This is a genomic window from Dyella humi (genome assembly GCF_044904605.1).
In the GTDB taxonomy this organism is placed as follows: Bacteria; Pseudomonadota; Gammaproteobacteria; order Xanthomonadales; family Rhodanobacteraceae; genus Dyella_B; species Dyella_B humi.
The window spans coordinates 213,078-228,357 of sequence record NZ_JADIKI010000021.1; the positions used below are offsets into that span (position 1 = coordinate 213,078).

Annotated in this window: 10 protein-coding genes; 3 read left to right on the top strand and 7 right to left on the bottom strand. The window is 60.8% G+C overall.

Annotation, left to right across the window (positions count from 1 at the left end; all coding sequences use genetic code 11):
• Nucleotides 1-2: 2 nt before the first annotated feature.
• From xylF to xylA, 3 genes are read right to left on the bottom strand one after another with little or no spacing between them, the layout of a single operon-like run.
• Nucleotides 3-1,013, bottom strand: coding sequence for a D-xylose ABC transporter substrate-binding protein (xylF, locus tag ISP18_RS01555; RefSeq protein ID WP_380016349.1), 1,011 nt, complete (start codon nt 1,011-1,013; stop codon nt 3-5).
• Nucleotides 1,010-2,494 carry a xylulokinase gene (xylB, locus tag ISP18_RS01560; protein WP_380016351.1) on the bottom strand — a complete coding sequence of 495 codons (1,485 nt, stop codon included), beginning with the start codon at nt 2,492-2,494 and terminating at the stop codon, nt 1,010-1,012. Before xylB ends, xylF begins: the two co-directional genes overlap by 4 nt.
• Nucleotides 2,495-2,502: 8 nt before the next feature.
• Complete coding sequence (gene xylA, locus ISP18_RS01565; protein WP_380016353.1) at nt 2,503-3,819, bottom strand: xylose isomerase; 1,317 nt, start codon at nt 3,817-3,819, stop codon at nt 2,503-2,505.
• A 344-nt stretch (nt 3,820-4,163) separates the two neighbouring features.
• On the opposite strand from xylA, the gene ISP18_RS01570 reads away from it, so the two are divergent.
• Both ISP18_RS01570 and ISP18_RS01575 read left to right on the top strand, forming a co-directional pair.
• Entirely contained in the window at nt 4,164-5,348 is a 1,185-nt protein-coding gene (locus ISP18_RS01570) for a XylR family transcriptional regulator (RefSeq protein WP_380016355.1), read from the top strand.
• Between the two features lie 171 nt (nt 5,349-5,519).
• The gene (locus ISP18_RS01575; RefSeq protein ID WP_380016357.1) at nt 5,520-5,834 is read left to right on the top strand and encodes a hypothetical protein; all 315 of its coding nucleotides are present in this window, start codon (nt 5,520-5,522) and stop codon (nt 5,832-5,834) included.
• Between the two features lie 116 nt (nt 5,835-5,950).
• Here the strand turns inward: ISP18_RS01575 and ISP18_RS01580 are convergent, their stop codons facing one another.
• Both ISP18_RS01580 and ISP18_RS01585 read right to left on the bottom strand, forming a co-directional pair.
• The gene (locus ISP18_RS01580) at nt 5,951-7,201 is read right to left on the bottom strand and encodes an MFS transporter (protein ID WP_380016359.1); all 1,251 of its coding nucleotides are present in this window, start codon (nt 7,199-7,201) and stop codon (nt 5,951-5,953) included.
• A 197-nt stretch (nt 7,202-7,398) separates the two neighbouring features.
• Nucleotides 7,399-8,784, bottom strand: coding sequence for a porin (locus ISP18_RS01585; RefSeq protein ID WP_380016361.1), 1,386 nt, complete (start codon nt 8,782-8,784; stop codon nt 7,399-7,401).
• 237 nt (nt 8,785-9,021) lie between these two features.
• Between ISP18_RS01585 and ISP18_RS01590 the strand changes: the two genes are divergently transcribed.
• Nucleotides 9,022-11,658: a PAS-domain containing protein gene (locus ISP18_RS01590; protein ID WP_380016363.1), complete on the top strand. Its 2,637-nt coding sequence runs from the start codon at nt 9,022-9,024 to the stop codon at nt 11,656-11,658.
• Nucleotides 11,659-11,743: 85 nt separating this feature from the next.
• Here ISP18_RS01590 and ISP18_RS01595 read toward each other — a convergent pair whose 3' ends face one another.
• Nucleotides 11,744-12,397, bottom strand: coding sequence for a response regulator (locus ISP18_RS01595; RefSeq protein ID WP_380016365.1), 654 nt, complete (start codon nt 12,395-12,397; stop codon nt 11,744-11,746).
• A gap of 175 nt (nt 12,398-12,572) precedes the next feature.
• Nucleotides 12,573-15,101 (bottom strand): glycoside hydrolase family 3 C-terminal domain-containing protein, encoded by a 2,529-nt coding sequence (locus ISP18_RS01600; protein WP_380016367.1) that lies wholly within the window; start codon nt 15,099-15,101, stop codon nt 12,573-12,575.
• Nucleotides 15,102-15,280: the final 179 nt, after the last annotated feature.

Sequence of the window (15,280 nt, forward strand, 5' to 3'; positions counted from 1 at the left end):
ACTCATTTGCCGTAGATCTGGGTGTGCGTGTAGAAGCCGTCGCTGATCACGACGCCCACGTTTTGCTGCGTCAGCAGAATCGGATTGAGCAGCACCGTGTCGACATTTTTCGTGCCGTTGTTCAAGGTGGTGGTGTACTGAGGCTTTTCATCGCGCACCAGTTCCACGGAAAGTTCTGCAGCTTGCGTGGCGAGTTGCTTGATGGGCTTGTACACGGTCATCGCCTGCGTGCCGTCGATCACGCGCTTGACCGCGGCCAAGTCCGCATCCTGTCCGGATACCGGCACCTTGCCCGCCAGCCCTTGCGCGGCCAGCGCCTGGATTGCACCACCAGCGGTGCCGTCGTTGGAAGCGACCACGCCCTGGATGTTGTTGGCATTTGCAGTCAACGCATCTTCGACGATGCGCAACGCCTTTGATGCATCCCAATCGGGCGTCCATTGCTGGCCGACGATCTTGATCGAACCGTTGTCGATCGCTGGCTGCAATACTTTCATCTGGCCTTGGCGAATGATTTTGGCGTTGTTGTCGGTAGGCGAACCGCCGAGTAGGAAATAATCGCCTTTCGGCGCCCTGTTCAACACGCCCTGCGCCTGCAGCTCCCCTACCCGCTCGTTGTCGAAGGTGATGTAGGCATCGACGTTAGCGTTGAGGATAAGGCGATCGTAGGAAACCACCTTGATGCCGTTGCGCTCTGCCTCCGCCACCACGTTGCTGAGCACCTTGGAGTTGAACGGCACGATCACCAGCACGTCGACTTCGCGTGCGATGAGGTTTTCAAGTTGCGCGACCTGGCGCTCCTCGCTGGCGTCAGCCGATTGTACGTAGACCTTGGCGCCGAGTTTGGTGGCAGCGGCGACGAAGTAGTCGCGGTCGTGGGCCCAGCGTTCGAGGCGCAGGTCATCGATGGAGAAGCCGATGACGGGGTGGTCTTTGCTGGCATGGGCGGTGGAGGTCGCGAGCATTGATGTAGCCAACACCATGCATACGCCGAGCACCCTCATAGCCGTCATACCGCCCCCTCCACCCGATAAACCCCGGCAAGCTGGCTATACAACGCCCGGAATTTCGGCTGCCTATGCTCGCGATAATACGCATGTCGCGACAGATTCGGTTGACACACGGCCGTCACTTCCGGCATCTCGCATACGTCGGCCAAAGTGGCGCCCGGTTCAGCAGCAAGATGCGCCAACCTTGCCGCGCCAAGCGCAGCGCCAACCTCACCGCCCGCACGCAAAGTCAACGGACGACCGATGATGTCCGCCAACATCTGCGTCCAATAAGCACTGCGCGATCCGCCGCCGATCACGGTGATGTCGTCCGCATGCAAACCTGCCGCGTCGACCGCTTCGATGCCGTCGAGCAAGCCAAGCCCCACGCCTTCCAGCGTGGCGTTGGCCAAATCGGTACGTGAGGTATCCGCACGCAAGCCGGTGAATGCGCCGCACGCATGCACGTCATTGTGCGGCGTGCGTTCGCCGCTGAGATAAGGCAGAAAGACCGGACCGTCGTGACGCATGCCGGCTTGTTCAGCATCGGCCAGCATCGTTGCGACGCTGCCGTATCCGCTCAAGCCCGCCGTGAAATCCAGGCAACTGGCGGCACTCAACATCACTGACATCAGATGCCACGTACCCGGCAAGGCATGGCAGAAACTATGCACCGCCTGCTCGGGACGCGCGAGATAACCGTCGGATACCGCGAAATACACACCCGAGGTGCCCAGCGACAACATCGCCTGCTTGTGCCGCACGATGCCGACACCGACCGCACCCGCCGCATTGTCACCGCCACCGGCGGCAACCGGCACGCGCTGCATGCCCCATCGATCAGCCAAGGCTTGGCTGAGGTAACCGGTGACCGCGTTGCCTTCGTATACCGTGGGCATCGCATCCAGCGACAACCCGGTGGCTTCCAGCATGCGCTTGCTCCAGCGCCGCTCGGCCACGTTCAACCACAGCGTGCCGGCCGCATCGGAAACGTCGGTGGCGTATTCGCCGGTTAGGCCGAGACGCAGGTAATCCTTCGGCAACAGCACTTTGGCGATGCGCTCGAATACCGCCGGCTCATGCTCGCGCAACCACAGCAGCTTGGGCGCGGTGAAGCCGGGCATGGCGAGGTTGCCGGTGATTTCCTGAAAACCGGGCCAGCTTTCTATCTCGCGGCATTGCGCGTCGCAGCGTCCGTCGTTCCACAGAATGGCCGGCCGCAGCACGCGGTCGGCCTTGTCAAGCACGGTGGCGCCGTGCATCTGCCCGCTCAGGCCGATGCCGGCGATCTGGCGCGGGGAAATTCCTTCTCTGCCCGCTCCGGCCAACACCTGCTCGATCGCCGCTTGCGCGGCCGTCCACCATGCATGCGGATCCTGTTCGGACCAGCGCGGCTGCGGATTGGATACTGCCAACGCATGCGACGCGGTGGCGCGCACCTTGCCGGTAGCATCGATCAGCACGGCCTTGATGGCCGAGGTCCCCAGATCTATCCCCAGATACATGCGGCCGCTCAGCCGTAGATGTAAGCGTTGACCAGGTTTTCCAGATATTCCTGTTGTCCTGATGCATGCGCCGGGCGCAGATCGCGCTTGACCGCTTCCTGCGACAACGATTCGAGCGTATAGCCGCCTTCCAGGATCTGCTTGCCGAATGACGCATCCCAGCCGGCGTAACGCTTGGCCTTGAACTCGGCCAGGGCGTCGCGCTCGATCATCTTCGCAGCACGTTCCAGCGCCAGCGCCAGCGCATCGATGGCGCCGATATGACCATGGAACAGGTCCGCCGGATCGCTGCTCTGGCGGCGCACCTTGGTGTCGAAATTGAAGCCACCGGTGGTGAAGCCGCCATGGCGCAGGATTTCGTACATCACCAGGGTGAGCTCTTCCACGCTGTTGGGGAACTGGTCGGTATCCCAGCCGTTCTGCGGATCGCCGCGGTTGGCGTCGATGCTGCCGAACACGCCCAGTGAAATGGCGGTGGCCACTTCATGATGGAAGGAGTGACCGGCGAGCGTGGCGTGGTTGGCTTCCAGGTTCACCTTGATTTCCTGCTCCAGGCCGAACTCCTTGAGGAAGCCGAATACCGTAGCGGTGTCGTAGTCGTATTGATGCTTGGTGGGTTCCTGTGGCTTGGGTTCGATCAGGATCGTGCCCTTGAAACCGATCTTGTGCTTGTGCTCCACCACCATCTGGAAGAAGCGGCCCAGCTGCGCGCGCTCGCGCCGCAGGTCGGTGTTGAGCAGCGTGTCGTAGCCTTCGCGCCCGCCCCACAGCACATAGTTGGCGCCACCCAGGCGATGCGTAGCGGCCATGGCGTGGAACACCTGCGTGGCCGCGCAAGCAAACACTTCCGGCTGCGGGCTGCTGGCCGCGCCCGCCGCATAACGCGGATGGCTGAATAGGTTGGCCGTGCCCCATAGCAGCTTCACGCCGGCCTGGGACTGCTTGGCTTCCAGCACATCCACCATGGCGGAAAGATTGCTCACGTACTCGGAAAGGCTTCCGCCCTCCGGCGCCACGTCGGTGTCATGGAAGGTATAGAACGGCGTGCCCAGGCGCTTGAAGAAATCGAAGGCCGCATCGGCCTTCTCGCGTGCCCGCTGCAATGGGTCGCCGCTTTCATGCCACGGACGATGGAAGGTGCCAGAACCGAACATGTCGGTGCCCGGCCACACGAAGTTGTGCCAATAGCACACGGCGAGACGGAGGTGCTCGTCCATGCGCTTGCCCAGCACCAGGCGGGCCGGGTCGTAATGACGGAAGCCAAGGGCGCTGGAGGTGTCCGCGCCGGGCCGGTCGATAGGGGAAATGTGGTCAAAATAACTCATGAGGGGAAGCTCCTAATTCGCCTGGAATGCTCCGATTTGGTCTGCGCAGGTGGCACCGTCTGTGTCTATTCGCAGGCCACAGGACTGTCGGCGAAGGCAGACTGGCTGGCTATCGAGACGACGGGCCGAAGGCATGTGGACAGAGACAGACAGTGACGCCTGCGCAGGCCGAATCGGATCATTCCTTCGGATGCTGCAGTTCACCTGTTTCTCCCGCAATTGCGAAATCCATCAGCGGCGCTAGATTTTTCTTTGTCGCGTTGCGTCATGTGCCTGATCCTGCGAACTGTTAGCGTCGCGTCTACGGCACACGCCGTTGTTGTAATTGGTTTGCTGCCCATACCATGACGAAGCCACACCGCATCGCACTGCTGTTCAATGCCAACAAGGTGTACGACCGGCAGGTGATCGCCGGCATCGGGCAATATCTCACGTCCACACGCGTGAAATGGGACCTGTTCATGGAAGAGGATTTCCGCAGCCGCACGGTGGGCATTCACCAGTGGCGCGGGGACGGCATCATTGCCGACTTTGACGATCCCTTGGTGTGCGAGGCACTGGCCTCCATGCCTATTCCTGTGGTCGCTGTAGGCGGCTCCTACGCGGATGAAACGCAGTACCCGCACAACATTCCTTATGTGGCTACCGATAACCACAAACTGGTTCGGCTGGCCTACGACCATCTGATCGAACAGGGCCTGCATCGCTTCGCCTTCTACGGCCTGCCGCCCAGCCCCGTTTGCCGTTGGGCGCACGAGCGCGAAGCGGCATTCCTGCAGATGGTGCGTGCGGACGGGCTGGACGGCACCGTGTACCGCGGATCCTCCACCAGCGCCGGCGGCTGGGGCCGCGCCCAGGAAGATCTGGTGGAATGGGTACGCTCGCTGCCCAAGCCGATCGGCATCGTCGCCACCACCGACGCGCGCGCCCGGCATCTGCTGCAAGCCTGCATCGTGGCGGATGTGCCGATTCCAGAACAGATCGCTATCGTCGGCATCGACAACGATCCCATCGCGCAATTGCTATGCCGCATTCCGCTCACGTCGGTGATCCAGGGCGCGGAAGAAATGGGCCGCATGTCCGCTCAGGTGCTGCACCAGATGCTGCACGGCGGCGACTGCTCCACCACTCGCGTACTGGTGCCACCAGTAGGCATCAACGTGCAGGCCACCAGCCTGCATCAGCCGCTGAAGAGCGCTTACGTGATGCGCGCCAAACATTACATCCGCCAATACGCGTGCTTAGGGATCAAGACCGAACAAGTGGCTGACTACGTGGGTATCTCGCGCACGCTGCTGGAAGAACACTTCAAGCGTGAGCTGAAGCAATCCGTGCACCAGACCATTCTGGAACACAAGCTGGAAATGGCGCGGCATATGCTGACCGATTCCTCGATTCCGTTGACCGAGGTCGCCGTGCGCAGCGGCTTCACTTCATTGCAATACATGTACGCGGTGTTTCGGCGCGAGTTCAATTGCACGCCGCGGCAATACATGGAGAACGCAAGCGGAAGTGTGCGGAGTCATTAACTCCCCGCTGATGTCGCGAAAGTCCTTACCAAGCAGGGACGCTCAAGACAAATCGCCGCAAATTGCGTGATGCACGACGCAAGCTGGTGTGGTTGTCACTGCCGGGACAAGCGAACGATTGAACCCAGCATGCAATATCGGGCGCAGACTTCCTTGTTACGGAGGCAATCCATGCGTCGGGTGCCCATGCTTTATGTTGTTTTCCTGCTTGGCTTGGCTACGGTTGCGCAAGCCACAAGTACGACGTCGACTACGACGACTTCCTCGACACAACAAGGCAACGGATCCAGCACAAACGGTGCCGCGCCACCATCGCCACCGCCCGGTGGTGGCATGGAGAATCATTGCCCACCACCTACGCCTTCCAATCCCGATCCAGGCTGCAAACCGCCGCCGCTGCCGCCGGGCGTGACACCGGGCGCACAAAGCAGCCAACCGCCGGCGGGTGGAAAGCCACCAGCAGGTTCGTCGAGTGGGTCCTCGTAGGCTGGAATGCAATCCCAGCAATACACGATACTAAGTAGTCGCAAGCAATAGCTGGAATTCGCATCCCAGCTCACCCGGCTGGCTGAGGCATCCAATGATGCCTCAACCTCTCGGTATCATTTGGCTGGCACGGCTTCACGCAACGGCGCACTTTCCGCACGCCCTTCCGCCATTGCCACACCGCGCGCCTCAGGCCCGAACGCCATCAGCAGCACCAGCACAACGGCCACCGTAGCCGCGACCAGCAACAGCGCGTAACCGTAATCCTGCCCATGCCGCTGCGCGATTTCCGCCTGCAGCACCGGATTGATCGCTGCCAGGAAATTGCCGAGCTGATAAACAAAGCCGGGAAAGGTGCCGCGGATTTCCGCCGGCGACAGCTCATTGAGATGCGCCGGCACCACGCCCCACGCGCCCTGCACACCAAACTGCATCACGAACGCCGCCGCGCATAGCATGTACACATCCCTGCTGTGCGACCACGGATAGACCGCTAGTAGCGCCAACCCACAAGCCAATATGATCGCGCGGCGCCGACCGATCTTCTGGCTCAGCATGCCGAAGAACAGTCCGCCCAGAATCGCTGCCACGTTGTAGACCAGCACGATGTTGGTAAGCGTCGCGTGCGGCAGTCCCAGTTGCTTGGCGAGGAAGAGCTTGGGATAGATGTCCTGCGTGCCGTGCGAAAAGAAATTGAAGGCGGTCATCATGGCGATCGCGTAGATCGTCAATTTCGCATTCGACTTCACAATCTGCAGCAAGGAGCTCTTGGGCCGCTGCCGCATCACCTCGAATGCGGGGCTCTCATGAATCTTGGCGTTGATAAAGAACACCAGCAGCGCCGGTGCCGCACCCACAAAGAACATCCCGCGCCAGCCGAGAGACTCGTAACAAAGACCGAACAGCAGTGTGGCAAGGAAATAGCCTGTCGGATAACCGGCCTGCAGCAGGCCCGACACCCAACCACGCCAGCGGCTGGGGATCGTCTCCATCACCAACGAACTGCCCACACCCCACTCGCCGCCCATGGCGATGCCGAACAAAGTACGGATCACCAGGAACGATACGTACGACCAGGCCAGGCCGCTAACGAATTCGAACAGCGAATAAAGCAGGATCACCAGCATCAGCGTGGGCTTGCGTCCATAGCGATCTGCCATTCGGCCGAACACGAAAGCGCCGATCGCGCGCGAGGCGAGCGTCAGCGTGATGGCCAGTGTGATGCTGGTGATGCTTACGCCGAAAGTCTTGGCGACTTCATCGAATGTGAACACCAAGATGAAGAAATCGAACGCGTCCAGGGTCCAGCCCAGGAACGCGGCGATCACGGTGTTGCGTGCTCGCGCGATGTCTGCTGCGGAAGTCATGAAAAATTCCTGCTGATTGCCGATTAAAAAATTCTGCAAACCACACACAACTCAGCACACCTCGGCCCTCCATGGCCGTCATTCCCGCGGAAGCGGGAATCCATCTTTGCCTTTGCATCAGAGCGAATGGATTCCCGCTTTCGTGGGAATGACGGCAAGGCAAAATGAGGCTTCATAAGGAAGTGTGTAGGAACACGTCAGAAAACAATCCGCACACCAATCGTCGGATCGAACGAACCGGATTGCAGATAACCGCTACCCATGCCGTCATAAACCCTGGACCACTGCACGCCGCCATACACATCGAAGTGCCGACCAAAGTGCTGATCGAGCACCAGCGACAAGGCATCGTAGTGACCGCTGCATTGCGGCGAGCTGCTGTTCGAACAACTGACCTTCGCGTAACTGTTCTGCATGGCGCGGTAATACGCAGCGAAAAAGTCGAGCGAAGGTGTCAGTGCGTAGCGCATGCCGACCCAGGCGACCTCAAGAACCTTGGGTCGTGGAAACGCACTGTTACTGGGCACGATGAAATAACCGCCGATGGTCTGGCTTCCGATCGGAAGCGGCGTGGTGGGATTGGCGTAACGAATATGCTCGTAGGCTGCAAAGAACTTCGGCCGACCCGCATCGTATTCACCCAGGAACGTGTAGGAGGTGTTGTCCGATACAGTGCCCGGCAACGTTTTGTCGACCGGCAGACCGTACGTGGATGAACCCGGCGTGGTAAGCGCAGCCACCTGTGCCGCAGTCAGCGAGCCGCCAACCGAGATGGCATCATCCTTGTGCGCCAACACGCCATCCACCGACCAAGGACCCTGTGTGATGCCCAGATCCACCTGGTAGGCCGTGCCTCTCGAACTGGACAGCTTCCGCGCGTTGCCGAACTGATACATCGCGCCGCCATGGAACAGGCCGTCCGTAAGAGTGTATTTCAGCGTGCCGTCGAGCAGGCGATCCTCGGTGTCGCCAGTGCCGGCGGTGGCGCCAAAAAAGCCCACATACGAAAAGGCCAGCGAGCAGCTGAGCGGGTCGTACTTGCACACCTCATCGTTCAACAGCGTACTTTGGCGACCGAACGTGAGCGCGCCATAGTGCGGCGATTCGACACCGACAAAGGCCCGGCCATTGAACGCCTGCCCGGCGCGCGTGGAATCGCCATACGATTTCTGATCCGCCAGCGCCACACCGTTATTACTAGCGATCGAGCGCGTACCATCGATCAACGTCATCGACGCCGGCAGAAATCCCGTATCGAACTGGAACACGCCCCACCATCCTGCACCCAGCGGTTCGCGCCCCTTGATGCCGATGGTCGAAATGCTCATGCCGTTTGAAGCCAGCGATGTATTCGGCTTGTTGCTGGCCTTGATCAGGAAATTGTTGACGTTGGTGGCCGCTGCGTCGCTGAACGCGCTGCCATGACTCTGATAAGAAACGCCAACATCGATGGTGCCGTACAGCGTGATGCCGTACATGGTCAGGTTGTCCGCGGTGTCGGATTGGGTACCGGCCCATGATGCGGTTGACGCCAAAGCACAGGCCACCGCCAACGCACTGATTGCATACCTTGTTTTCGGCATGTCGATTCTCTCCCCGCAATACAAACGTTGTGCCGATGACGCACATCGGCTTTTATTGGTCTATCCCCGGGATCAGCATGCCGCGTGCCGGCTTGTTGATGAATAACACCATGCGACTAGTACTTTCCGGCTAACTGTAGGCCGGATGAAATCTCGGCTTTTTTGCCCGGATGGTGATGCTGGGATTGTCATCCCAGCCTACGAGGTATTCCGCTCTACGAGTTAGCATGTACTCCCATGCCAAAGCCTCATTCCAAAGCTCTGAAAACTGCCCTGCTGATCGCACTCTTCCTTGCGATCGCCGCCACTACTTGCGCTGCCGCCTGGTATGCGCGGCAACGCGCACTGGAACAGCTTTCCGCGCAAGCCTTGAATCAGCTGCAGATCCGCGCCCTGGCCTTGCAGCGGCTGGTGGATCGCTACCGGGTGCTGCCGACCGTGCTGGCGCTGGACCCGGAATTGCGTCACGCCTTGTCGGCGCCCGCATCCGAGATCGACGTCGCCGCGCTCAATCGCAAGCTGACGCGGGCGAACGGCGCCACGCACGTGTCCACGCTCACCTTGATCGATCGCCAAGGCGTGGCCATCGCGGCTAGCAATTGGAACCTGCCGTCGAGCAACGTCGGTCTCGATTATGCGTTTCGCCCCTATTTTCAGCAGGCGATGCAGCATGATCAGGGCACGTTCTACGGCATCGGCATCTCCACCAATCTTCCCGGCTATTTCATTTCCGAAGCGCTGCACGACGACCAGGGCCAACGCATCGGCATCATCGTGATCAAGATTCCGCTCGACACGCTCGAGCAGGAATGGGTAAGCAGCGGCGATATCGTACTGCTGAGCGATGCAAACGAAGTCGTGTTCCTCAGCAATCAGCCGGCGTGGATCTACCGACCGCTGACGCCGCTCGGACCAAGCGTGGAGTCCACGCTTGCGCGCACGCGCCAGTACGGGAACAGCCTGTTGTCGCCCGCGGCGTTTCGCGCGCTGGCAACGCTGGGATCTGGCGGACAGTTGATGCACGTCGATCGTCCGAGCATGTCGCACGACATGGTATGGCAGTCCATGTCGTTGCCCACGCAGCAATGGACGCTGCATCTGCTGCGCGATGCGCACCCCGCAACGATCGCCGCCTATCGCGGTGCGCTGATTACGTTGAGTATCTGGCTTCCGCTCATCCTACTCGCCCTGTTCCTGCAGCAGCGCCTGCACGCCGCGCAGTTGCATAGGAGAAGCCGTCGCGATCTGGAGCGGCTGATTTCGCATTACGCCAGCGCGCTGCGTTTGGAGGAAGACAGCCTGGTGCATGCTGCGCTACAGGCCATGACCGGACATCCCGAGGTGCTGGAGCGCCTGCCGCAAGGCATCAGCGTCATCGATGCGCAGCTTCGGCTGGTAGCCTGGAATGCCAGATACGCCGAACTATTTGGTTATCCGGACACGCTGCTGAAAGCAGGCCAGCCCGTGGAGGAGCTGTTTCGCTACAACGCCAGGCGTGGTCTGCTCGGCCCGGGCGACATGGACGAAGCCATTCAGCGCCGCCTGAACTACTTGCGCCAGGGCAGTCCGCATATGGTCGAACGCAAGCGTCCCGATGGCAGCCTGCTGGAGATTCGCGGTCGTCCGCTGCCTGGTGGAGGCTTTGTCACCAGCTATGCGGATATCGCGCTGTACAAGGAAGCCGCGCGCGAACTGCGCACGTTGACCAGCACGCTCGAACACCGCATCGACAAAAGCACGCAGGACCTACGCGCGGCCAAGGCGGAAGCCGAACGCGCCAATCGCAACAAGACACGCTACGTGGCTGCCGCCGTGCACGACCTTCTGCAGCCGTTGAATGCCGCGCGCCTGTTCGCCGGTTCGTTGAAAAGTTCGGCCGAGTCCGCCTCGGACGTCACACTGCTGGAACGCATCGAGCGTTCGCTGCAGGCACTGGATAGTCAGCTCACCAGCATGCTCGATCTTGCGCGACTAGATGCGGGCGCGATCTCACCCGATCTGCGAGTCTTCGCGCTCTCGCCGCTGCTGCAGGAGTTGGCTGGCCAGTTCGGCATCATGGCGCACGCGAAGGGCTTGCAGCTGTCGTTCATCAACACCTCGGCGTGGGTGCGCAGCAACCCGGCGTTGCTGCAGCGGGCGGTGCAGAATTTTCTTTCCAACGCGCTGCATTACACGCCGCATGGCCGCATTCTGCTCGGCTGCAGGCGTGTCGGACGAGCCATACGCATCGAGGTGTGGGATACCGGCATCGGTATACCGGAAGATCAGCGCGACATTATCTTTCAGGAATTTCGGCGCCTGGACACCGGCGTCGATGCGGACGAACGCAGCGCGGGCCTGGGGCTTTCCATTGTCGAGCGCATCGCCAACCTGCTTGGCCATTCGCTACGCGTGCGTTCCTGGCCAGGCCGCGGCAGCGTGTTCGGGATCGAAGTCGAACTTGCTGAACCGGCAACGGCCACGCATGCGGACGGTGACGACAGCAGCGATTCGCTGTTGAAACATCGCAGCATCTGGCTAATTCAGGAGAACGCACACCTTCGGCAAAAAGCGTCGACGCTGCTGCAAGGCTGGGGATGCAAGGTGGCCGAGTGGTCAAAAGCCGACGACGCACTCGCACAGGCGGATGTTTCGATGGCACCGGACCTGATTCTGGTGGACGGTCAATGGGAACCGATCTTGGCGTTCCTCAAGCTGGAACAACAAGGCGCATGGTCGTGCAAGCCGTCGATCGTCGCCTTTCTCGGCAAGGACGAAACCGGTATGCAAAGCGTGCTGCGCGAAGCCGGCGTGCATACCGCCAACCTGCCGCTGTCGCCGGCTCGCCTGCGCGCCATGCTGACGCAACTCCTGCTTACGACGACCAGTTCGTAGGCTGGGATGAAATCCCTGCTTTTACCTGAATGGTGATGCAGGGATTGTCATCCCAGCCTACGCGCTTGCGGAATCGGCGCGCGGATCATGATGCGTCGTCGCCCTCTTCCAGATCGAGCGACTTGACCAGCACTGCCGCCTGCGTACGCGAACGGCATTCGAGTTTGGACAGCACGGCCGTAACATGGATCTTCACGGTGTTCTCGGCCAGACCCAGCCGATCGGCAATCTGTTTGTTGAGTAGCCCCTCCGCCAACAACATCAACACCCGGAACTGCTGCGGCGTCAGCTGCGCAAAGCGCGCGGCGAGCATCGCGTCCTGCTCGCTGCGTTCGGCGCGGATGGATTCGAACCACAGCCCGCCATCCAGCACGCGTTGCACAGCCTTGTGCAAATCCTCGACCGGCGCAGCCTTGGGCACGAAACCGGCCGCACCGAACTGCTGCGCGCGACGCACGGTGCGCGGACGATCGTCGGAAGAGATGACGATCACCGGCAGATCTGACCGCTCTGCACGCAGCCATAGCAGCGAGGAGAAACCGATCGCACCGGGCATCATCAGGTCGAGCAGCACCAGATCGATGTCAGGCTCCGTGGCGAGGCAGGCTTCAAGCGTGCTCTGGCTGGACACTTCCAGCACGCGGCATCCGCCGATCGCCGCGCCGAGCGCATGCACGATTGCGGAGCGGAACATCGGGTGGTCGTCAGCGACCAGGATGGTGGTGGGGATGTCGCTCATGCGCGTCGTCGGTGATGCGATGGGACGACACTAGCTCGTGAGGGGTAAGGCGGCAAGTAAAGTGCGCGCTTGCGCAATGCTCATTCTGCCTCACCGTCATTCCGGCGAAGGCCGGAATGACGGTGAGGTGAGAAGGAGCTATTTGGAGTGGCCTTAATATCTAAGTTTCAAAGGACTAATGCGCCAGCGTGACCGCGTGCTCCAACGGCGTGTTATTGGACGCATCACCCACATACACCTTGAACAACCCTGGATCGACGCGCCAGTCATGACTCCCGACGTCGTAGTACGCGAAGGCGCGATGATCCAGCTGCAACGTAACGTGCTGCGTTTTGCCCGGCTTCAACCGAACTTTGCGGAACGCCTTCAGCTCACGCGCCGGGCGCGCCACTTTGGCGGAAGGATCGCCCACGTACACCTGCGCCACTTCGGCGCCTTCGTGCGAACCGGTGTTGGTGACGTCGAAAGATATTTCCACGTCACCCGGTGCCAGCGTTTTCGTCGTTAGATTCGAGAACTTGAAGCTGGTGTACGACAAACCGTAACCAAACGGGAACAACGGCTGCGGCTTGTCCGAATGACTGGTGTACCAGCGATAGCCAAGAAAAACGCCTTCCCCATAAGTGACGCTGGGATTCGTGCCGGCCGGATGCGGCGACGCGTCGTACCAATCGTGCGTGGGATTGTCGGCCCACTGGCGCTCGAAGCTGATCGGCAACTTGCCTTCCGGCGAATGCTCACCGAACAACACCTGCGCGATCGCTGCACCACCCTCCTGTCCCGGATACCAGTTCTGCAGCAGGGCCGGCACTTTGTCGAGCCAGCCTTCGGTGGCGTAGCCGCCGCCGGACGTGACTGTAACAACTGTCTTGGCGTTAGCTGATGCAATGGCTTCGATCAAAGCTTCCTGGCCCCACGGCAACTGGAAGGTGCGATCGTAGGCCTCGCTTTCGGAACTCGGATCGAAACCGATCGCCACTACGGCCGCGTCGGCCATCGCAGCGATCTTCTTCGCATCCGGCGAAATCAGGTCATCGATGGCGACAACACCCAAACCCATGCGGCTGTAATCGACGTCAGGTTTGTAATCGAGCCGGATCGTTACCGGCTGGTTCGCATGCAACGCCAGCGTGGCGTACAGCGGCGCCTGCCCTTCGCGATGCGGCTGCGTGATCACGGGCTTGCCGTCGGCATAGAGCGTATAGGTGTCTTCGCTCGCCGCCGCGGTCAAGAACAGGTATTTGCCGTCATGCTTGGGCACGAAGCGACCGCTCCAGCGGATGCTTTGCCGACGCGTAGCGTGCTCGGTCCACAGCTCCGGCTTCCACAGGTCGACCTGCGCGTCCACCGTGCTGGTGGCGGGTTTGCCCTGGAAGGCGTCGTTGGCGAAGGTTTCCTTGAGCAGGCCGGGCTTTCCATCTGGCGTGTTGAAGCCGCCCTTCTTGAACACTTCCATCGGCGACGGCAGGCCACGGCTGTACAGCACGCGCACCTTATCGCCCACCCCATGCGTAATGCCGGTGAGCACGCTCTGCGCCTGGAAGGTGTCGATATGTGAACTGCCGCCCGCACTGCTGATGGCAGGATCGGCGTTGGGGCCGATCACCGCGATGGTTTTCATCGTGGATGCATCGAACGGCAGCACGTTGTGCTCGTTCTTCAGCAGCACCAGACCTTCGAGCGCATTCTTCAGCGCAACCTGGTCGTTCTGCAGGCTGTAGAGCGGCAGTGAAAGATCTTTCTGCGGTCGGTCCAGAAATCCGAAACGCACCGCCGTGCGCAGAATGCGGCGCACCTTGTCGTCGAGCATCGCCTGCGACAGCTTGCTGTTGCGCAGGTTGGCCAATAGCAGATCCGGCTTCATCGCGTCCGGCGCCGGCATTTCCAGATCGAGGCCCGCGTTGAAGGCTTTGAGGCCGTCGTGCGTGGCGCCCCAGTCGGACATGAAGATGCCGTCGAAACCCCATTCCTTCTTGAGGATGTCGTCGCTGATCGTGCGATTTTCAGCCAGATAATCGCCGTTGACGAGGTTGTAGCTGCTCATCACCGCGCCGACATGGCCTTGCTTTACCGCCATCTCGAAGGCCGGCAGATAGATTTCGCGCAGAGTGCGCTCGTCGATATGCGTATCGAGATGGCGGCGATCGTATTCGGAGTTGTTGGCGGCGAAGTGCTTTACCGTCGCCACCACGCCTTGCGATTGCACGCCTTCGATCAGGCCGACTGCCATGCTGCCAGCCAATAGCGGGTCCTCGCCCATATATTCCATGTTGCGGCCATTCTGCGGCGCGCGATACATGTTCACACCCGGCCCGAGCAGGAAGTTCACGCCGCGCGCACGCGCATCGCGCCCCATGGCCGCGCCGACGTCCTTCGCTAGATCCGGATCCCACGATGCAGCGAGGCCGATGCCCGCCATATAGGCAGTGGAAGGTCCAGGCGCACGTACACCATAGGGGCCGTCGGACATGGTCAGCGCTGGCAGCCCGATGTTTGACTCCGCGTGCGTGGAGAAGTTGTCCACGCCGCCTAGCAGTTCCACTTTCTGTTCCAGTGTGAGCTTGGCGAGCATGGCGTCGACACGCTGCTCGATGGCGGTGTTGCTTGTTGCGGGTGTCGTGGCCGTATCGGCATACGCCACGCTGCAGGTGCTCAACGCGACGTAAAGAGACAGCGTCAGTCGTTTCAAGATCCGATTTTGCATGAAGCAGGGTTTTCCCTAGTTGAATCTATGTACTTCAGTTCTTGTTCCTTCCGGAACCAGGTTTATACAAACGCCGGAAGCGGCTCCCTCCCCTGCTTGCAGGGGAGGGTTGGGGTGGGGTGAGCACTTGCGATGAACTTCCCCGCTAGTATTCACCCCCTCCCAACCTCCCCCTGCAA